General features: G+C 31.7%; 19 protein-coding genes. 10 read left to right on the forward strand and 9 right to left on the reverse strand.

What is annotated here, in order from left to right; translation table 11 throughout:
* The first annotated feature begins 50 nt into the window (after positions 1-50).
* The 4 genes from QVZ41_RS00340 (at position 51) to QVZ41_RS00355 (ending at position 3,722) form a co-directional block, all read left to right on the forward strand.
* Positions 51-1,187, forward strand: coding sequence for a DegT/DnrJ/EryC1/StrS family aminotransferase (locus QVZ41_RS00340; RefSeq protein ID WP_302882569.1), 1,137 nt, complete (start codon positions 51-53; stop codon positions 1,185-1,187).
* Between the two features lies 1 nt (position 1,188).
* Positions 1,189-2,202 carry a UDP-glucose 4-epimerase GalE gene (gene galE / locus QVZ41_RS00345; RefSeq protein WP_302882570.1) on the forward strand — a complete coding sequence of 338 codons (1,014 nt, stop codon included), beginning with the start codon at positions 1,189-1,191 and terminating at the stop codon, positions 2,200-2,202.
* Between the two features lie 129 nt (positions 2,203-2,331).
* Complete coding sequence (locus QVZ41_RS00350) at positions 2,332-2,712, forward strand: hypothetical protein (protein WP_302882571.1); 381 nt, start codon at positions 2,332-2,334, stop codon at positions 2,710-2,712.
* A gap of 68 nt (positions 2,713-2,780) precedes the next feature.
* Entirely contained in the window at positions 2,781-3,722 is a 942-nt protein-coding gene (locus QVZ41_RS00355; RefSeq protein WP_302882572.1) for a DUF6807 family protein, read from the forward strand.
* 37 nt (positions 3,723-3,759) lie between these two features.
* Here QVZ41_RS00355 and QVZ41_RS00360 read toward each other — a convergent pair whose 3' ends face one another.
* Together QVZ41_RS00360 and QVZ41_RS00365 are read right to left on the reverse strand one after the other, a co-directional pair.
* Positions 3,760-4,377, reverse strand: coding sequence for a thioredoxin family protein (locus QVZ41_RS00360; RefSeq protein ID WP_302882573.1), 618 nt, complete (start codon positions 4,375-4,377; stop codon positions 3,760-3,762).
* Positions 4,378-4,382: 5 nt separating this feature from the next.
* On the reverse strand, positions 4,383-4,913 hold the full coding sequence (locus QVZ41_RS00365) for a TlpA disulfide reductase family protein (protein WP_302882574.1): 531 nt from the start codon (positions 4,911-4,913) through the stop codon (positions 4,383-4,385).
* Between the two features lie 245 nt (positions 4,914-5,158).
* Here QVZ41_RS00365 and pelA point away from each other — a divergent pair, with 245 nt between their 5' ends.
* The gene (gene pelA, locus QVZ41_RS00370) at positions 5,159-6,772 is read left to right on the forward strand and encodes a pectate lyase (protein WP_302882575.1); all 1,614 of its coding nucleotides are present in this window, start codon (positions 5,159-5,161) and stop codon (positions 6,770-6,772) included.
* A 56-nt stretch (positions 6,773-6,828) separates the two neighbouring features.
* Here pelA and QVZ41_RS00375 read toward each other — a convergent pair whose 3' ends face one another.
* Together QVZ41_RS00375 and menD are read right to left on the reverse strand one after the other, a co-directional pair.
* The gene (locus QVZ41_RS00375; RefSeq protein WP_302882576.1) at positions 6,829-7,257 is read right to left on the reverse strand and encodes a S1 RNA-binding domain-containing protein; all 429 of its coding nucleotides are present in this window, start codon (positions 7,255-7,257) and stop codon (positions 6,829-6,831) included.
* Between the two features lie 4 nt (positions 7,258-7,261).
* Positions 7,262-8,944, reverse strand: coding sequence for a 2-succinyl-5-enolpyruvyl-6-hydroxy-3-cyclohexene-1-carboxylic-acid synthase (gene menD, locus QVZ41_RS00380; protein ID WP_302882577.1), 1,683 nt, complete (start codon positions 8,942-8,944; stop codon positions 7,262-7,264).
* Positions 8,945-9,025: 81 nt separating this feature from the next.
* Here menD and QVZ41_RS00385 point away from each other — a divergent pair, with 81 nt between their 5' ends.
* The 4 genes from QVZ41_RS00385 to mqo all read left to right on the forward strand — a co-directional run bounded on the left by QVZ41_RS00385 (position 9,026) and on the right by mqo (position 13,762).
* Entirely contained in the window at positions 9,026-9,562 is a 537-nt protein-coding gene (locus QVZ41_RS00385) for an NUDIX hydrolase (protein ID WP_302882578.1), read from the forward strand.
* Position 9,563: 1 nt separating this feature from the next.
* Positions 9,564-11,477, forward strand: a complete 1,914-nt coding sequence (locus QVZ41_RS00390) for a DUF294 nucleotidyltransferase-like domain-containing protein (RefSeq protein ID WP_302882579.1) — start codon at positions 9,564-9,566, stop codon at positions 11,475-11,477.
* Between the two features lie 9 nt (positions 11,478-11,486).
* Positions 11,487-12,182 (forward strand): 3'-5' exonuclease, encoded by a 696-nt coding sequence (locus tag QVZ41_RS00395; protein ID WP_302882580.1) that lies wholly within the window; start codon positions 11,487-11,489, stop codon positions 12,180-12,182.
* 221 nt (positions 12,183-12,403) lie between these two features.
* Positions 12,404-13,762, forward strand: a complete 1,359-nt coding sequence (gene mqo, locus QVZ41_RS00400) for a malate dehydrogenase (quinone) (protein WP_302882581.1) — start codon at positions 12,404-12,406, stop codon at positions 13,760-13,762.
* A 54-nt stretch (positions 13,763-13,816) separates the two neighbouring features.
* Here the strand turns inward: mqo and QVZ41_RS00405 are convergent, their stop codons facing one another.
* The 5 genes from QVZ41_RS00405 to tgt all read right to left on the reverse strand — a co-directional run bounded on the left by QVZ41_RS00405 (position 13,817) and on the right by tgt (position 19,370).
* Entirely contained in the window at positions 13,817-14,935 is a 1,119-nt protein-coding gene (locus QVZ41_RS00405; protein WP_302882582.1) for a DEAD/DEAH box helicase, read from the reverse strand.
* 93 nt (positions 14,936-15,028) lie between these two features.
* A complete protein-coding gene (locus QVZ41_RS00410; RefSeq protein ID WP_302882583.1) occupies positions 15,029-15,709 on the reverse strand; it encodes a 2'-5' RNA ligase family protein in 681 nt (226 codons plus the stop codon).
* A gap of 14 nt (positions 15,710-15,723) precedes the next feature.
* Positions 15,724-17,118: a phosphoglucosamine mutase gene (gene glmM, locus QVZ41_RS00415; protein ID WP_302882584.1), complete on the reverse strand. Its 1,395-nt coding sequence runs from the start codon at positions 17,116-17,118 to the stop codon at positions 15,724-15,726.
* A gap of 27 nt (positions 17,119-17,145) precedes the next feature.
* Positions 17,146-18,237 (reverse strand): LptF/LptG family permease, encoded by a 1,092-nt coding sequence (locus QVZ41_RS00420; RefSeq protein WP_302882585.1) that lies wholly within the window; start codon positions 18,235-18,237, stop codon positions 17,146-17,148.
* A 2-nt stretch (positions 18,238-18,239) separates the two neighbouring features.
* A complete protein-coding gene (gene tgt / locus QVZ41_RS00425) occupies positions 18,240-19,370 on the reverse strand; it encodes a tRNA guanosine(34) transglycosylase Tgt (protein ID WP_302882586.1) in 1,131 nt (376 codons plus the stop codon).
* A 178-nt stretch (positions 19,371-19,548) separates the two neighbouring features.
* On the opposite strand from tgt, the gene QVZ41_RS00430 reads away from it, so the two are divergent.
* Positions 19,549-20,058 carry a DUF4488 domain-containing protein gene (locus tag QVZ41_RS00430; RefSeq protein WP_302882587.1) on the forward strand — a complete coding sequence of 170 codons (510 nt, stop codon included), beginning with the start codon at positions 19,549-19,551 and terminating at the stop codon, positions 20,056-20,058.
* Positions 20,059-20,065 lie beyond the last annotated feature (7 nt).

Raw genomic sequence — 20,065 nt, forward strand, 5'->3', positions numbered from 1 at the left:
TTAGGAAACCTTGCGATAATTTCGTTAATTTGTAATGTAATCTATCCTAGATGAAGAAACTTCAAATGGTTGACTTAAATAGTCAATACCAAGACATAAAAGAACAAATTGACAATTCTATTCAACAAGTAATAGATCAAACTTCTTTTATAAATGGACCTCAAGTTCAGACTTTCAAACAAAATTTAGCAGATTATTTAAATGTAAAACATGTTATTCCTTGTGGTAATGGAACCGATGCTTTGCAAATATCTCTCATGGCTCTGAATTTACAGCCCGGTGATGAAGTCATTACTGTTGATTTTACTTTTGCAGCTACCGTAGAAGTGATTAAATTATTAGGATTAACTCCCGTTTTAATAGATGTTGAATTAGATACTTTTAACATCAGCATTACTGCTTTAGAAAAAGCCATCACTCCAAAAACAAAAGCTATTGTTCCAGTACATTTGTTTGGACAATGTGCCAACATGGAGGCGATTTTAAAGTTAGCTAAAAAACACAATTTATATGTGATTGAAGACACGGCACAGGCTTTAGGAGCTGATTATATTTTTACTGATGGAACTACAAAAAAAGCAGGAACCATAGGAACCATAGGAACCACTTCTTTTTTCCCATCAAAAAACTTAGGATGCTATGGAGATGGCGGAGCTATTTTTACCAATGATGATGCATTAGCTCACACTTTAAAAGGAATTACCAATCACGGAATGTATCAAAAATACTATTATGAAGTAGTTGGTGTTAATTCTAGACTGGATAGTATTCAGGCCAATATTTTAAACATCAAATTACCACATTTAGATAATTACAACAAAGCAAGACAACAAGCAGCAGCGTTTTACAACCATGCTTTTGCCAATTGTCCACATATCATCACCCCTATTACCTCTACATTTTCTAATCATGTATTTCATCAATACACCCTTAGAATTACCAATGGAAAAAGAGATGAATTGCACGAATATTTAAAAGAACAAAATATTCCTAATGCCATTTATTACCCTGTTCCACTACACAATCAAAAAGCTTACAAGCAAGAAAACGTTATAGAAGAAAATTACCACAACACCAACACATTGGTACAACAAGTAATATCTTTACCAATGCATACTGCTCTAGATACAGAACAACTAGAGTTTATTGTCAAAAACGTACTTAACTTTATAAATAATACTTATTAACATGGCTAAGCAAATATTAGTTACGGGAGGTTTAGGATTTATTGGATCTCATACGGTAGTAGAATTACAAAACGCAGGATTTGACGTTGTTGTAATTGATGATTTATCTAACACAACTATTAAAGTTTTAGATCAAATTACAGACATTACAGGAATTAAACCAGCATTTGAACAAATTGACTTACGTATTAAAGCAGATGTAAAAGCTTTTTTTGACAAATATAAAGTTGATGGAATTATTCACTTTGCTGCTTTTAAAGCTGTTGGAGAAAGTATGCACAAACCTTTAGATTATTATGAAAACAACTTAGGGGCTTTGGTATATATTTTACAAGAAATGAGAGACAGAAAGTTAGATAACTTTATTTTTTCTTCTTCTTGTACCGTTTATGGTCAGGCTGATGAATTGCCTATTACAGAAAAAGCTCCTGTTAAAAAAGCTGAATCTGTATATGGAAATACCAAGCAAATTGGAGAAGAAATTATTCAAGATGCTTCCAAAGCTCATGGAATTAACGCCATTGCTTTAAGATATTTTAACCCTGTTGGGGCACATGAATCTGTAAAAATTGGAGAATTACCTTTAGGAGTTCCTCAAAACTTGATTCCTTTTATTACACAAACTGCTGCTGGAATGAGAGCTGAATTATCTGTTTTTGGAGATGATTACGATACTCCTGATGGAACTGCTGTTAGAGATTATATACACGTAGTAGATTTAGCAAAAGCACATATTGCTGCGCTAAACCGTTTGATAGAAAAAAACAACAAAGAAGCTTACGAATTTTTTAATGTAGGTACAGGAAAAGGAAGTTCTGTTTTAGAAGTGATTAATGCTTTTGAAAATGCTAACGGAGTAAAATTAAATTATAAAATTGTAGATAGAAGAGCGGGTGATATTACTGCTGCTTATGCAGATACTACTATTGCCAACAAAGAATTAAACTGGAAAACTGAGCTTAGCTTAGAAACAGCTTTAAAATCTGCTTGGGAATGGCAGAAAAAACAAAACTAATTTCGAAACTTCTTCTGAAATAATTAAAAAAAGCCTTTCTATGATTTTAGAAAGGCTTTTTTTATGACTTAGAAAATATTTACGCAACCAAAGCATAAAAATCTAATCTTAATGATATACAAACTACTTATGAAAAATTTAAAATTGATTGTTTTTCTTCTAGTCTTAAGTATTTTTTCATGCGGAAAAAATGCATCTAATCAAGAAGATGATTTAGCTGAATTACAGGAATTAAAAACAAAAATAACTGCTATGGCAAAAAACGAATCCTGTGAAGAGAGTAGCCAGTGGGATTTTATTGCGTTGGGAAATAAAGCCTGTGGTGGTCCTAAAGAATATATTGCTTATTCCAAAAACATTGAGGTAAGTAAGTTTCTGAATTTAGTTGATCAATACACCAAAGCAGAAAAAGCTTACAATCAAAAATGGGAAATTGGTTCTGACTGCTCTGTTCCTCAACAACCATCAGCCGTTGTTTGTGTGGATGGAAATCCTACTTTTGAATATTAAGCATAAGTCAAATCCTTAATCGTTTTGGTTATATTTACCAAACCCAATATTATTAAGAATTTTACGACATGCGTTTTTTATATTTTTTAATCTGTTTATCGCTAGTTACGAATAATACATTTGCACAAAAAATTCAGCTTAAGATTGAAAAAAATGCAGCTTATTTTATCGAAGAAAATGATTCGATATTAGTGTATCAAATTGCTGAAAAATCAATTAACGGAAAATATACTAGAAACAATTACATCCATCCACTCTATTCTTTAGAGGGGAAAGTTCTTACCGAAGATTTTCCAAAAGATCACTTACATCACCGAGGAATATTTTGGGCTTGGCATCAATTATATGTTGGAGAAAAACGTTTAGGTGATGGTTGGGAATTAGAAAATTTTCATCAAGAGATTACTGATGTTAAAAAACTTAAAGACAAAAGAAAGGCAAAAAGTATTAAAACTACGGTGCTTTGGAAATCCAATCTTTATCTAGATAAACACGGAAAAGAAAAACCTGTAGTAAAAGAAAATACTATAATTACTGTTTATCCTAAAGAACATAATTACCGACAAATTGATATAGAAATTTCCATCATTGCTTTAGAACCCAATATCCACATTGGTGGATCAGAAGATGCCAAGGGCTATGGTGGTTTTTCCCCTAGAATTAAACTTTCTAAAAACACCAAATTTACGGGGCCACAAGGAACAGTAATCCCTAAAAATTTACCTGTAAACTCTAAAGGGTGGATTGATATTTCTGAAAGTTTTGACGATAAAAATACATCGAATGGAATTGCTATTTTATGTCACCCAAACAATCCTGGGTATCCAAATCCTTGGATATTACGCACCAAAAAAAGCATGCAAAATGCTGTTTTTCCATCGCCTGGAGCAACAGCAATTCCACTATCACAAAAGAAGCCAATTACCTTACGTTATCGTTTATTAATTCATAAAGGAGATGAAACTTCTATAAATATCTCTCAAATTTATGACAGATACAATAATCAATAAAAATCCCCAAGCATATGCTCAGGGATGTTATATTTTTTTACTTCTTAATACTACAGCCAATAGCCCTAGTTTCTTTTACAGGAACTTCTTTTCCTGCTAATAAAGCATCTACAGCATTTTCTGTATACTTTACTTTTACAGCATTGGCATCTTTGTAATTGTCATCAATGGCACCAATATATTTTACGACATTTCCTTTTTTTGTTTTTTGAATAACAAATATATGTGGTGTTTTTGTTGCACCATATTTAGGATATACTTTTTGCTCCTTATCAATTAAATAAGGAAAGGTAAAACCTTTGTCCAATGCTCTTTGTTTCATCGCTGCTAAATCATCTCCTGGCTTTACATCTGTATTGTTAGGCATAATTGCAATTACAGGATATCCTTTAGAAGCATATTTATTGTTCAACGCTATAATTCTGTCCTCGTAACCTACTGCATACGGACAAGTATTGCAGGTAAAAGTGACAATAAAACCTTTGGCATCTTTATAATCAGACAACGAAACCATGTTACCATCAACATTCATTAAAGAAAAATCTTCGGCAACATCTCCTACACTATAACCAGTTGTTAAATTTGATTTGTTAATTGTAAATGCACTTATGACTACCACAAGTGTTAATAACGATAAAATTTTAATTGTTTTCATAGGGTTTATTTTAAAAATTGTTTGACTTCATTTTCTAATATTTCATATGTAAAAGATTGTTCAAAAAATTTACTTTCATCATTTTTATAAATAATGGTGGCTGGTAATGCACCAGACCAATTTTCATTTACTTTTGGAATCCATGTATTCATATCAACATCATCTAAAGCAATTACTTTTGATGTTATTTTTTTATCTATAATAAATGGTTTTAATTTAGAATCATATTGATTAGGAAAATCTAAACTGACCAAAAGAATCTCAACTCCTTTATCCTTATATAATTCTTTTAATTTTTCAAAATATGGTAATTCTTTAACACAGGGAGCACACCAAGTAGCCCAAAAATTAATCACATAGATTTTTCCATCTTTTTTGTTTAAAAACTTCTCAAAACCATTAAAATCATAAACTTCTAAATCTAACTTGTTTTCGACTTTAACAGGTTCTTTTTTTACTTGTTCTTCTTGCTTTTTTTGAGAAGAATTACAAGATATTAAAACAACTACTGAAATTAGTAAAATGATTGTCCTCATCTAAATTATAATTTATAATACGACAGATTTTATATCAAATTTTATACCCTTTCCAATTAAAATAAATCTTGTTTTTTAAAATTGATTTTTATTAAAAATAATAGCATTCATCAAACCACCCCTTAACAAAAACAATTAAAAAAAGAATTATATTTAAAATTTAAAAGCATTTGACTAAAATTTAATAACAATAATTATTTTATTTTAATACTTTCGTAATCGATTACAAAACAAAATTATATACAATGAATAAATTAAAAGGATTATTACTATTGTTACTGGGCTTATTCGTTTTTAGCGCATGTAGTACAGATTCTGTTGAAGAAGAAAAAGATATTTTGGTAACTAAAATCATCATAAATGCTGCTGATATTACTGATGGAAGTATCACAAAACTAAACGTAGTTGTGTTACCTAGTAATGCTACTAATAGAGCTGTAACTTGGTCTATTTCTGACAGTAGTATTGCTCTTATTTCTGAAACGGGTATAGTAAACCCTTTAAAAAATGGAACTGTTACTATTTCGGCAACAAGTGATGATGGATCAGAGATTGTAGCAGAAAAAACAATTAAAATTTCTGGAGTAGCAGGACCACAAATTGTTGTAGAAACAATTAACATTACCGGAAATGACAATATTAGTGATGGTGAAAACAAAACCTATATGGCAGAAGTATTACCTGCCAACGCCAGTAATAAAATTATTTCTTGGTCTGTTTCTGATACTTCTATTGCTACTATTACTAACCAAGGAATTCTTATACCTAAAAAGAATGGTACTGTTAAAGTAATTGCATCTGCTACAGATGGTAGCGGAATAAAAGGGGAGTTGAGTGTTACTATTTCTGGTATATTTTTAACCAACTTAAGAGCAGAAAACATGTTACTTTGGCAACGTAGTAATGGTGGATGGCCAAAAGAACCTTACAATGATTTTAAAGGTTATGATAGAGAACAAACCGAAGCTGAAAAAACAAAGGCTTTAAACGAAAAAAACAATACGGATACCACTATTGACAACAACCACACTATTGGAGAAATCAGAGCGTTATTAAGTGCTTATGTTGCTACCGATAACATTAATTATTTAGAGGCTGCAGAAAGAGGAATTGATTACTTATTTGAAGCACAATATGACAATGGTGGATGGCCTCAATATTACCCAATAAGAAATAACTACAGTCGTCGTATTACCTATAACGATAATGCTATGGGAAATGTGATGAATATTATGAGAGACATCTTTAACAAACAAAATAATTTTGATGTTGTGAAAGCAGAATATGCAGCCAAAGCCAAAACTGCTTTTGATAAAGGAATCCAAGTGATTTTAGATACACAAGTAATTGTTAATGGAACCAAAACTGCTTGGTGTGCACAACATGATGAAGTTACTTTAAAACCTGCAATGGCTAGAGATTATGAATTAGAATCTAACAGCGGTTCTGAATCAATTGGACTAATTAAACTTTTAATGTCTCTAGAAAACCCATCTCCAGAAGTTATTGATGCCATTGAAAAAGCAGTAGCTTGGTTTGATCAAGTGAAAATTGTAGGATATGCTTTAGTAGAAGAGAATGGAGATAAAGTATTAAAAGAATCTCCTGGAAATGTAATGTGGGGAAGATTTTATACTTTAGATGACTATACAGGAAACCAATATGAAACTCTATTTAATGAATTTGAACCTAATCAACCTTTTTTCTGTAGTAGAGTAAAAGACAGTGAAGGAGGTGGCCCAAGAAAAACCATTGCAGAAATATCTTATGAAAGAAGAAATGGATACTCATGGTATGGTAACTGGGGTAAAAACCTACAAAGTGATTATACTAAATGGAAAAATGCTAACGGGTTATAAAAGCTCCTTTATAAAACAAAAAAATCAGCCAATTGGCTGATTTTTTTTGTTTTATTCTAGTTGGTATGCTCAAGCAAACGAATTCCGTTTTCTTCTAAAACCACCACTTTGTTTTTATACAAACCACCTACAGCATTCTTAAAAGCTTTTTTACTCATTCCCAATTCGTACTTAATGGTATCTGGTTCAGATTTATCTGTAATAGGTAAAAACCCATTATGAGCTCTTAATGCATTTAAAATCTGTACTTGAAACTTGGTAATGCTGTTTCTAAAACCAATTGGCTGTAAGGAAATATCCAACTTACCATCGTCTCTTACTTTTTTAACATATCCTTTTAACCTTTGTCCTTCTTCTAAACGTTGGTACACTTCATTGCTATATAACATTCCTTCACAAACTTCATCAACCAAAACAGTAATTCCTATCTTAGAAAAACTTCCTACCACTATTCCTACCTCTTGTCCTACTTCAAACTCTTCCATAATTTTATGCTTTAAACTTTTCAAAATAAGTTTTTAACACCTCATCATTGCTATGGCTAGGGGTAAAAACTTCTAATATTTTTGGTTGCTTACTTTCTTCATAAAAAGTAGCCAACCCTTTTTCTGTATTTTCAACATTAGTGGTTGCTAAATATTCAAAACCATACATTTTTGCCAAATGCTCGGCTGTTAAATGATGTGGCGTTTCAAAATATGACAATGCTGGTGTTTGTTTGGGGCCTGGTAAAATTTTAAAAATACCTCCTCCATTATTATTGACAATTACAATTCTAAAATTAGCTGGAATGTAATTATTCCACAACGCATTACTATCATACAAAAAACCTAAATCTCCCGTGACCAAGGTGACTTGTTTTTCTGATTTCATTGCATAACCAATAGCCGTTGAAGTACTTCCATCAATTCCACTAGTTCCCCTATTACAAAAAACAGAAATGCTATCATCAATATCAAACAACTGAGCATAACGTACCGTAGCACTATTACTTAGTTGTAATACTGATTGCAAAGGTAAAGACTTGTTTACCAAATCAAACACTTTAAAATCAGAATATTTAACCGTATCTATATATTTTTGATGTGCTTTTTTTCTTAATTTTTTGACCGCTAAACCAGTAGATTGAAAATTACTTTGAACAGATTTTGTCAACCAAAAAAACTGACTAAAAAATAATTCTGTAGAAAGTTTAAAATGTTGAGTTAAACAATTAAATGTATCATAACCAACCGTTGGATGCACTACAAAATGATGCTTTGGTTTAAAAGTTCTAAAATATTGCTTAATTCTTTTAGACACCACCAAACCACCTATACTTAACAAAATATCTGGTTGATAAAAGTTTTTATCATCTTCAGTAAGTCCTGCTAAAAATTGATCAATACTATTGATTACATTTTTGTTATTGATGTTTGATGTGGTTTCTGTAAGTACTAAAACCGATGGATCTTTTAACAAATAATCTATTTGTATTTGTAACAATTCACTTGGCTGATGAACCCCAATCAAAACTATTTTTTTAGTTGCCTTATTCCAAATTTCTACAATAGACTCTAATTCTTTTAGCTCCAGAACTTTTTCGTTTACCAATTGTGGTTCTGGTTTCTCAACCACAGGGTAACTTAATAGGTTATCAACTAAATTATACAAAGGTTCATCAAAAGGCACATTAATATGTACGGGACCTTTTTGTTCATTGGCTATTTTAATTGCCTTAAACAATAAGAGTTTATTATAAGCCCTATCCATATCATTTTGAATGACTGTTAAATTGGCTTCAAACAAAATATGATTTTTAAAAACTCCTTCTTGACGAATGGTTTGTCCATCTCCCACATCAATCATGTGTTTGGGTCTATCAGCAGAGATAACAATCAAAGGAATATCTCCATAATAAGCTTCTGCCACTGCCGGATAATAGTTTAACAAAGCAGAACCAGAAGTACAGGTAATTGCCGTAGCTTTTTGTGTTTTTTGAGCCATACCCAAGGCTACAAAGGCAGCACAACGCTCATCTACAACACTATAAGTATTCATAGTTGAAACTTGACTAAAACCAATGGTTAATGGGGCGTTACGAGAGCCCGGCGATATTACGACCTCGTTTACATGATTGGCGACACAGGAAGCAATGACCATTTGAGCCAATTCATTTTCAGGATATTTCATTCAAATATTTATCTAAATAAGGGTGTAAAATTACAAATAAAAAGATAGTATCTTTACGTATATATTGTTTCTTTTTTAGCCATGGATGAACTAATTGATATTGTAAATTTACAAGGAGAACCTACCGGAAATGCTTGCTTAAAAAGCTTTGCTCATCAAAATGGAATTTTACATGCCAGTGTGCATATTTGGTTCTATGCAGAAAATCAAAAAATACTGATTCAGAAAAGGAAAGAAGATAAGGATACCTTTCCTAATTTATGGGATGTTTCGGTTGCAGGACATATTGCTTCTGGAGAAGATCCAAAATCAGCAGCGGTTAGAGAAGTTAAAGAAGAGATTGATTTAACAATTGAACAGAATGATTTAATCTCTATCGGAATTTTTGAAGAAAAACATCAACATCCTAACGGAATGATTGATTATGAAATTCATCATATCTACCTTGCCAAATTAAAATGTCCTATTAAAGAACTCACTCCTCAAAAAGAAGAAGTATCTGACCTAAAGCTAATTGACATTCAAGAGCTAGAAAAAAATTATATAGATGATAAAATCTATGTACCCCATAGCCATGAGTACTATGATTACATCATCAAAAAACTGAAAGAAATTTAAAATGAAAAATACCATTGCAGAAAGGATTACTGATTTTATTAAAATGTACCCTCCTTTTGACAACTTACCTTATAACGAATTATATAAACTTGCAGAAGACACTAGGGTGATTTACTTAGATAAAGATGAAACTTTATATACACAAGGAAAACCACCCAAAGAGCATTTTTTTATCGTAAACCAAGGAGCGATAAGGATTTACAGACAAGAAGGTGAAAAAACCATTGAGGTTGAAATGTGTGATGAAGGAGATGTATTAGGATTAAGACCTTTAATTGTAAACGAAAACTATACCTTAAACGCAAAGGCTTATGAAGAATCTATTGTTTATGCCATTCCTATTCAGAATTTTAATAAACAATTTGAAAACAATTCTGAGGTTAGTAAGTATCTAATTACTCGATTTGCTAGTAACTCTGCTACAAGATTTTCTCAAGAAGACAACGAACGAATTTTTGCCGATTATAAAAGAACCACCAACACAGATTACTTTAGTTCTAAAATCAGCAATTTAATGACCACAGCGGTTTGTTGCAATCATAAATCTACCATCCAAGAGGCTGCCACCATTATGAGTGAAAATAAAATCAGCTCTATTTTTGTGTTGAAAAAAGACAAACCTGCAGGAGTTATCACCAACAAAGATTTATTGCATAAAGTTGCTACTGGAAAATTTACCATAGATCAGAATGTAAAAAAAATTATGTCTTCTCCCGTAATTACTGCTTCGCCAGATATTTCTATTGCTGAAGCACAAATTATTATGCTTAAAAATAAAATAGGAAACGTATGTGTAACCAAAGATGGTACGCCCGACAGTAAATTGTTAGGAATGTTAACTCAGCAGGATATTGTAGCCTCTTTAAGTAACAATCCTGCTATTTTATTAAAACAAATTAGTAGAGCCAGAACCATTCCTAGACTAAGAGATTTAAGACAGCAACTGAATGATCTTTTAACAAGGTTTATTAATCAACATATTTCATTTACCCACACTCTTACTGTTGTAGCGGAACTAAATGAAACTATTAATCAGAAAGCAGTTGAGATATCTATTAAAGAGCTAAACAAAACACCTCCAGTACGATTTGCTTTATTTGCCTTAGGTAGTCAAGGTAGAAAGGAACAATTGGTGCCAACAGATCAAGATAACGGAATTATTTTTGAAGATGTGCCTGATGATAAATTAGAGAGCATCAGATCTTTTTTCTTAGAACTTGCTACTATAATCAATAAAAATCTACACTCAATTGGTTATGAATATTGTCCAGCAGAAATGATGGCGAGTAATCCAAAATGGTGCTTATCTAAAAAAGAATGGGAAAGCCAGTTTAAAGATTGGATTTTTAATCCTACTGAAAAAAACATCTTACTGAGTGCCATCTTTTTTGATTTCAATTTTGTTTATGGTGATAAAGAATTGGTAAACGACATGACAGCCATTGTACATGAAAGCACTGAAAACAACAATAGATTTTTTATGTTTATGGCCAAGGATGCTTTAAAAAGTCCAAGTCCACTTGGTTTTTTTAGACAATTTTTAGTCGATCAAGATGGAGCTCATAAAGATCATTTTAATATTAAACAAAGAGCTTTAATGCCATTGATTGATGCTGCCAGAATTTTAACCTTGCAACACAATTTACAAGGGATTAATAATACTGCTGAAAGATATTATAAGCTAAGAGAATTAGAACCTCAGAATGCTGAAATATATGAAGCTTGTGCTTATGCTTTTAAAGCTTTGTTAAAATATAAAACCAAAAACGGATTGACAACACTAGGTGAAGACGATGGAAAATTTATCAAACTAGAGAATTTAACCAAGTCAGACAAAGTAAAATTAAGACGTTGTTTTAAGCCTATTAAAAGTATTCAAGAAGTCATCACCATTCGTTTCCAACCTACTTTATAAAATAAATCTATGTGGAATTACATCAAAAAAAACATAGCATATTTCTTAAAAAAAAGACACCTACCAGACTATTGGAAAACGTATGTTGAATCTTTAAAAAACATTCCAACCAAAAGTATTGAAGAATCTAAATTTGTTGTTTTTGATTGTGAAACATCGGGCCTAAATCCTAAAGAGGATAGAATTTTATCTATGGGAGCCGTGATCATTAGGGGAAACACCATTGAGGTAAAAGATAATTTTGAAGTTTACTTGGAACAAGATGTTTTTAACAGAGAAAGTGTTGCCATACATGGTCTACTTAAAAAAGGAAAACAAAAAAAAATAAGCGAAGAACAAGCTATTAAAGATTTTCTTATTTATATTGAGGGAGCGATATTGGTGGGACACCATATTAGTTTTGATGTAGCATGTGTAAATTATGCGCTAAAAAGAATGGGACTTCCTAAATTGAAAAATAAAGTTTTAGATACTGGTATTCTTTTTAAAAAAACCAAACATCAATTATATGCAGAAGCTTTTACCAAAGTTTTTAGTTTGGATGATGTTTGTGATGAATTAAAGGTAAAAAAGAAAGACAGACACACAGCTTCTGGAGATGCCTATATTACCGCTATTGTGTTCTTTAAAATATTAGGAAGACTAAACAGAAATAATGATTTAACACTAAAAGAATTATTTTTTACTCCTAAAATGATATACTAGTTGTATCTGCTTTTACAAACTAAAATAAAGATTGAAAAAAGAAATGGTCAAAAAAAATCTTAACTAATTGAGTAGGGATTTTTTTAATAAAAATACGCAGTTGTTAAATTTTTATATTCTTGCTAAAATACAGATATCTTAAGCCCTATTAAGAGTTTATATTTTATTGTAATCCATTACCTTTGCATGAACAAAAAAAAATCAACTAATAAATTTCCATAATGGCTAAAACTACAACCATAAAACATTCTGATTTTGTATTGATTGGTGGAGGAATTATGAGTGCCACATTGGCTATATTACTTTACGAAAAGTTTCCTGGTAAAACAATTACTGTAATTGAAAAACTCCCTAAAATGGCTGAAGAAAGTTCTGAAGCCTGGAACAATGCAGGAACTGGACATGCAGGAAATTGTGAACTAAATTACACGCCTGAAAAAAATGGGGAAATAGATCCTTCTAAAGCCTTAAAAACCGCTAAACAATTTTACAACACCTTAGAATTCTGGAAGGATTGTGCTGAAAAAGGATACATTCAAAACTTAAAAAAATGTCTTTCTCCTGTTCCTCATATTAGTTTTGTTCAAGGAAAAAAAGATGTTGATTTTTTAGAAAAAAGGTGGAATGTTTTAAAAGAAACAGAACCTTTTAAAGACATGATTTTTTCTAAAGATAGAGAGCAAATTAAAGAATGGATTCCATTAATGATGGAAAAGCGTAGCAAAAGATCTACTGTTGCTGCAACCTATATGAAAGAAGGTTACGATGTTAACTTTGGTGAAATTGCAGAACAAATTTTCCGTTACCTAGGAAAACAACCTAATGTTAATTTGGTAAATGATAGTAACGTTCTAAACTTACAAAAAACAGAAAACAAACGTTGGTTGTTAAGTGTTAAAGGTCAAAATGTAGGTAAACACTGGAAAATTGTTTCAAACTATGTATTTATTGGTGCTGGTGGTGGTGCCTTATCATTATTAGAAAAATCTGGAATTAGAGAAGCTAGAGGTTATGGTGGTTTCCCTATTAGTGGATTGTGGTTACGTTGTACCAATCCTGAAATTATAGAACAACACCACGCAAAAGTATATGGTAAAGCTAAAAAAGGTTCCCCCCCTATGTCTGTACCACACATGGATACTAGAATGATTAACGGAAGAAAAGAATTACTATTTGGTCCATATGCTGGTTTTACTACTAAATTCTTAAAACACGGTTCTCATTTTGATTTACCTAAATCTGTAGAATTTGACAACATCATGAGTCTTTTAGGAGCTGGTTATCACAACTTACCACTGGTTGGATATTTGGTAAAACAAGTAAAATTAAAGTTTGAAGATAGAATGGAAATGCTAAGAGAATTCTATCCTGAAGCAAAAGATGAAGATTGGAAAGTAGTAGTTGCAGGTCAACGTGTGCAAATTATTAAAAAAGATAAAAAATTAAGAGGTAAATTAGAATTTGGTACCGAAATTATTGTAGCCAAAGACAAATCTATCGCTGCTTTATTAGGAGCTTCTCCTGGAGCTTCAACCTCATACTCAGTAATGAAAGAAGTTGTAGAAAAATGCTTTGAGTAAACTCTTAATTATAAATTAAAAAAATCCCAACTATATAAGTTGGGATTTTTTTATTTAAGCTATCGTATATTTTCCAAAATGAATTTTGAACTCTTTTTGTAACGCTTGTAATTGCTCTAATTCTTTAGACAACACAATGGCTAAAGACAAACCTTTGTTTCCTCCCCTAGCTGTTCTACCACTTCTATGAACAAAATACTCAGTATTTTCTGGTAACTGATAATGAATTACATAATTTACATTTGGCACATCAATTCCTCTGGCAGCCACATCAGTACAAATTAACAACTGACTTGCACCATTTTTAAAAGAACGTAAAGATTTTTCTCTATCTCGTTGTCCCATATCGCCTTCTAAAGCAACAGCTGAAAATCCTTCTTCAGACAATTCCTCTTTAAGTTTTTGAGCTCCTAATTTTGTTTTACAAAACACAATTCCTTTCTCCAATCCTCTACTCTCTACAAAACTGATCAAAACATCTAATTTTTGACCAATAGTAGTGGTAATAAATTTATGAGAAATATCTCCATTGATTAATTGATCTGCTTCTACCTCAACACGAACAGGCGTATGCATATAAGTTTTTACCAAACTATTTAAAGCATTTGGAAACGTTGCAGAAAACAACCAAGTATTTTTAGAGGCAGTAGAATATTTTAAAATTCTATTTAAGTCTGGTAAAAATCCCATACTTAACATTTCATCAGCTTCGTCTAACACCAACATTTTAATATTGCTAATATCAATGGCAGCTCTGTCTAACAAATCACACAAACGCCCAGGCGTAGCCACTACCACATGAGTAGTTCTTTCTAACCTTTCCATTTGAATGTCTATTTTTTCTCCTCCGTAAACCGCTTCACAAAATATTCTTTCTGATGAATATTTGGTCAACTTAAACAATTGCTTTTTTATTTGCTGAGCCAATTCACGTGTAGGTGCTAACACCAATGCTTGAATTTGACCTTTTTTGGGATTTATTTTTTGCAACAATGGCAATCCAAAAGCAATGGTTTTACCCGTTCCTGTTTGTGCTTTCCCAATGTAATCTATTTGTCCTTCTAACAACTTAGGAATGGTTCTGTACTGAATTTCCGTAGGAGTCTTTACGCCCATTTCTTTCATCGATTGTATAAAATCGTCTGAAACCCCTAATTCTTTAAAATTTTTCAAAATTTTAGTATTTAATTTCTTTGCAAAGGTACTATTATAATTTGGATGTGAGATTTGAGTTATTAGATATTAAAAGGTCCTTTTATAAGCTTATTAAACTTTAAATACAGTCAATTTTTTAACCTTTTTTTCTCTCTGGTACCAATCATTATAAACCAATTCTATTGCGCTAACTTCAAAAGATCCAAAATCAACATTTCTGTACTTCTCAATTATTTTTAAAAAATCATTTTTACAAGTAAACTTTTTTTTGAATCTTACAACTGTGCTATGCGCTGTTTGGATAGCATATCTTTTATCTATACTTTGTTCTAAGGATGATACTTTAAAGTTTTCTCTTAATCGATTTCTAAAATTATTGATGACATCATTCTCCATAAAACCTTGCACCAAAATACAAGATGGAGAAGCGGTAATTCCTTTAAATTGAATTTTGGTAGCACTAAACCCTTCTAAACTTTTTTTGATGATTTTGACATACTCCTCAACATTAATAGTATTTAATTCAAAACCTTGATAACAAGAAATGATAGACATTACCGTAATATGAATATCACCATTTTGATAATAATACTGATGAGGCTCAACCGATTTTAATTCGTTTAAAAACAACTGGATATTGCTCTTTACTTCTTCAGAAGGTCTGATGACCAAGGTAATTCCAAACCTTAAATCATTTGGATTTTCTATTAAAGTATCTATTTGATAATCATCGGCAATTATTTTGATGATGGATTCATCGTATAACTTTTTATAGTGTTCTTGTAAATCCATCATCAAAATCTAATTTACAAACCAGCAATTACTTTAATTTCATAAATAGCTCTTAAAGCCAAAGCATCTGCTGTTTCTTGAGAACCACTTTCTGTATAAATTCTAATAATCGGTTCTGTATTCGATTTTCTTAAATGTAACCACTCATCAGCAAAATCAACTTTTACTCCGTCTATGGTATTCACTTCCTCATTTTTGTATTTCTCTGCCATTTGTTCTAAAATAGCATCTACATCTAAAGTTGGAGTCAACTCAATTTTATTCTTACTCATATAATATTCAGGGTAAGAATCTCTTAACTCTTTACAAGATTTTCCTGATTTTGCTAAATGAGATAAAAACAAAGCTACTCCTACCAATGAATCACGACCATAGTGAGAAGCTGGGTAAATAATCCCTCCATTTCCTTCTCCACCAATAACAGTATTGGTTTCTTTCATGGCAGTTACCACATTCACTTCTCCCACAGCACTTGCGGTATAAGTTCCTCCGTGTTTTACGGTAACATCTCTCAAAGCTCTAGAGGAAGACAAGTTTGAAACCGTATTTCCTCCTCCTAATTGCCCTAGTACATAATCCGCACAAGCAACCAAAGTATATTCTTCTCCAAACATAGAACCATCTTCGCTAATTAACGCAAGTCTGTCTACATCAGGATCTACTACAATTCCAAAATCTGCTTTTTCTTCTACTACCAATTTAGATATGTCTCCTAAATGTTCTTTTAAAGGTTCTGGGTTGTGGGGAAACTGTCCGTTAGGTTCACAATATAATTTTACGCACTCCACCCCTAACTTTTCTAACAAAGCGGGGATAAAAATCCCTCCTGTTGAATTCACTGCATCTAAAACCACTTTAAACCCTGCTTTTTTGATGGCATCAACATCAACTAATTCTAAATTTAATACTTCATTGATGTGTTTTTCAACATAAGAGTTGTCTTCCTTATAAGTTCCTAAATCATCAACCTCAGCAAATGTATAAGCGTCTTTTTCAGCAAAGTCTAAAATTTCTAATCCATCTGCTCCGTTTAAAAATTCCCCTTTTTCGTTTAATAATTTTAATGCATTCCACTGTTTTGGATTGTGTGATGCGGTTAAAATAATTCCTCCATGTGCTTTTTCTAAAGGAACGGATACTTCTACCGTTGGCGTGGTAGACAAACCTAAATCAATTACATTGATTCCCAAACCAATTAAAGTATTGGTAACCAAACTACTGATCATTGCTCCTGAAATACGAGCATCTCTACCCACCACAACATTGATTTCTTTGGCTTCTTTATTTCTTGCTTTGATCCAAGTTCCATAGGCAGCTGCAAATTTTACAGCATCTAAAGGCGTTAAATTATCGCCAACATTTCCTCCAATGGTTCCGCGTATTCCTGATATTGATTTGATTAACGACATGTTAAATTAAGTTTTAAATAGAATTCTTTATCCTTGTTTTTTTTCTCTTAAGTATAGATATATTGCGATGGCTGAAAATATAATATTGGGCAACCAAGCCATCAACAAAGAATTTGAATTAGGAGCAGACCCCAACACCACCGCTACTTTCATAAAAAAGACGTACATAAACATCATTCCAATTCCCAATGCTAAGTTGATTCCTGTCCCTCCACGTTTTTTTCTTGAAGATAAAGAAACTGCAATTAACGTTAAGATATATGCTGAAACGGGTAAACTTGTACGTTGATACAATTCTACGTAATAGGCATTTAAATTCTTTACTCCTCTCCTTTCAGATTTATCAATAAACTCTGATAATTTATCAGAAGTCATCTCCATAGATTTTGATCCTGAAACTATTAAATCATCTGGGGTAAAATCTAAAACCATTGTTTTTTTCTTACCACTCGCAATAGAATCCTTATCATCATGTATAAACCTTTCCGTAAAGTTAGTCAACAAGAAATTACCTTTTTCTTTATCCCAAGCTATGTTTTCTGCTACAACTCTATGTTTTATTTTAATCCCATCAAACTCTGCATAAGAAAAATCATATCCTTTGCGGTTTAATAAACTAAATTTTTTGATAAAGATTTTAGCACTATCATTTAATTGAAGATTAAAGTTTTGAACAAACGATCTGTTCTCTGTTCGGCTAAAAATATATTCTTGTTCAAAAGCATACTTTATTTCATTTCCTTTAGGCACTACAAAATGATTCATTCCTAAAGCAACCAATGCTAAAATAGTAGCTCCAATAAAATAAGGTCTTAAAAATCTGGTAAAAGAAATGTTAGCACTACTAATGGCAATAACCTCCGTATTACTTGCCAGTTTAGAGGTAAACATAATACAAGCTATGAATGTTGCTAAGGGTAAAAATGTATTGGCATAATACATAATAAAGTTTAGATAATAATCTTTAAGAATATGGATAAGTGTTAAATCATCATGTCTTAAAAATTTATCTACTTTTTCAGATACATCAATTACCACCGCAATGGGTATCAATATAAACAGCGTAAAAAACACTGATTTTAAATATCTAAATAATATGTATTTGTCTAATATTTTCAAGCCTATAATCTATTATCCATTTGCTTTACCATTTTGTCTTTCCATTCTCTAAAATCACCTGCAATAATATGTTTTCGGGCTTCTCTTACCAACCACATATAAAACCCTAAGTTATGTATGGTAGCAATTTGCTTGCCTAAAAATTCGTTAGACACAAATAAGTGACGTAAATATGCTTTTGAGTACTCTGTATCTACCCAAGTAATCCCCGCAGGATCTACTGGAGAAAAATCATTTTCCCATTTTTTATTTTTGATGTTGATGTGTCCTTCAGACGTAAACAACATTCCGTTACGTGCATTACGGGTGGGCATTACACAATCAAACATATCCACTCCTAAAGCGATGTTTTCTAAAATATTGATAGGGGTTCCTACCCCCATTAAATATCTTGGTTTGTCCTCTGGTAAAATACTACACACCACATCTGTCATGGCATACATTTCCTCTGCTGGCTCCCCTACCGACAATCCACCAATCGCATTTCCTTCTGCACCTGCATTGGCAATATATTCTGCCGATTGTTTTCTTAAATCTGTATAAGTACTCCCTTGCACAATTGGGAAAAATGTTTGAGCATAATCATAACGGTAAGGCACTTTTTCTAGGTGATTGATACATCTATTCAACCATCTATGTGTCATATGCATAGAACGTTTAGCATAATTATAATCACAAGGATAAGGTGTACATTCATCAAAAGCCATAATGATGTCTGCTCCAATTTTACGTTGGATTTCCATGACATTTTCTGGTGAAAAGAAATGATAAGAACCATCTATATGACTCTTAAACTTTACGCCTTCTTCTTTAATTTTTCTACGTCCAGACAAAGAATATACTTGATACCCTCCTGAATCTGTTAAAATAGGACGATCCCAATTCATAAATTTATGCAAACCACCTGCAGCCTCTAACACATCAGTTTTAGGACGTAAATACAAGTGATAGGTATTTCCTAAAATAATATCAGGATTGATGTCTTCTTTTAACTCACGTTGGTGTACCCCTTTTACTGTACCCATGGTACCTACAGGCATAAATATAGGCGTTTCTATAACTCCGTGATCGGTTGTTAGTTCTCCTGCTCTCGCTTTACTTTGCGGATCTAATGCTTCTATCTTAAATTTCATAGCGACAAAAATAACACTTTGGAATGAACAACGGTTTAAAGAAAAGAAAAATAACAATAGACAGGGAAATATTTATAAAACAATCATACAAAATTGTTATGTAATTAAATATTAACCACCATATAAATTGCTCTATATCAATATTTAACTATATTTATTCAAAAAAAATTAAATTACTATGAAAAAAATATTTACTTTATTCATAACAACATGCTCTTTAATTTTTCTAATATGCTGTTCTTCTAAAAAAAACTCGGAAACCGATAATACTCATATTATAGAATCTAAATCTATGGTTGGTTTTTGGAGACAAACAGGAGTTACTTCTAACGGTAAAACTTATGATAGATTAACTAGTAATTATAAAATGATTAATGATGATGGTAGTTACTTTACATTTATTACATGGCCCAAAAACACAAGCATTGGTCATTATGGTTCATATGAAATAACATCTGATAGTACTTTAACGGAGCATATTGTTCTTCATATGAATCCTGAATTAAATGGGACAGATCAATATACTAGGTTTAAACTAATTGATAAAGATACTTTAATAATGGATTGGAGTTTAGATAACGAAAGATGGGTATGTGAAAAATGGACTCGTATACCAATAACTAAAACACACGAAGGGATGGTATTAGTAAAGCGAGGAACTCAAAAAAAAACAGAAATATTAGACTAAATATTTT

The sequence above is a fragment of the Wenyingzhuangia gilva genome (assembly GCF_030519655.1).
Classification (GTDB): Bacteria; Bacteroidota; Bacteroidia; order Flavobacteriales; family Flavobacteriaceae; genus Wenyingzhuangia; species Wenyingzhuangia gilva.

Coding starts and splice junctions, on each gene's coding strand:
- QVZ41_RS00340 (WP_302882569.1), top strand. CDS start 51: ATGAAGAAACTTCAAATGGTTGACTTAAATAGTCAATACCAAGACATA.
- galE (WP_302882570.1), top strand. CDS start 1,189: ATGGCTAAGCAAATATTAGTTACGGGAGGTTTAGGATTTATTGGATCT.
- QVZ41_RS00350 (WP_302882571.1), top strand. CDS start 2,332: ATGAAAAATTTAAAATTGATTGTTTTTCTTCTAGTCTTAAGTATTTTT.
- QVZ41_RS00355 (WP_302882572.1), top strand. CDS start 2,781: ATGCGTTTTTTATATTTTTTAATCTGTTTATCGCTAGTTACGAATAAT.
- QVZ41_RS00360 (WP_302882573.1), bottom strand. CDS start 4,377: ATGAAAACAATTAAAATTTTATCGTTATTAACACTTGTGGTAGTCATA.
- QVZ41_RS00365 (WP_302882574.1), bottom strand. CDS start 4,913: ATGAGGACAATCATTTTACTAATTTCAGTAGTTGTTTTAATATCTTGT.
- pelA (WP_302882575.1), top strand. CDS start 5,159: ATGAATAAATTAAAAGGATTATTACTATTGTTACTGGGCTTATTCGTT.
- QVZ41_RS00375 (WP_302882576.1), bottom strand. CDS start 7,257: ATGGAAGAGTTTGAAGTAGGACAAGAGGTAGGAATAGTGGTAGGAAGT.
- menD (WP_302882577.1), bottom strand. CDS start 8,944: ATGAAATATCCTGAAAATGAATTGGCTCAAATGGTCATTGCTTCCTGT.
- QVZ41_RS00385 (WP_302882578.1), top strand. CDS start 9,026: ATGGATGAACTAATTGATATTGTAAATTTACAAGGAGAACCTACCGGA.
- QVZ41_RS00390 (WP_302882579.1), top strand. CDS start 9,564: ATGAAAAATACCATTGCAGAAAGGATTACTGATTTTATTAAAATGTAC.
- QVZ41_RS00395 (WP_302882580.1), top strand. CDS start 11,487: ATGTGGAATTACATCAAAAAAAACATAGCATATTTCTTAAAAAAAAGA.
- mqo (WP_302882581.1), top strand. CDS start 12,404: ATGGCTAAAACTACAACCATAAAACATTCTGATTTTGTATTGATTGGT.
- QVZ41_RS00410 (WP_302882583.1), bottom strand. CDS start 15,709: ATGGATTTACAAGAACACTATAAAAAGTTATACGATGAATCCATCATC.
- glmM (WP_302882584.1), bottom strand. CDS start 17,118: ATGTCGTTAATCAAATCAATATCAGGAATACGCGGAACCATTGGAGGA.
- tgt (WP_302882586.1), bottom strand. CDS start 19,370: ATGAAATTTAAGATAGAAGCATTAGATCCGCAAAGTAAAGCGAGAGCA.
- QVZ41_RS00430 (WP_302882587.1), top strand. CDS start 19,549: ATGAAAAAAATATTTACTTTATTCATAACAACATGCTCTTTAATTTTT.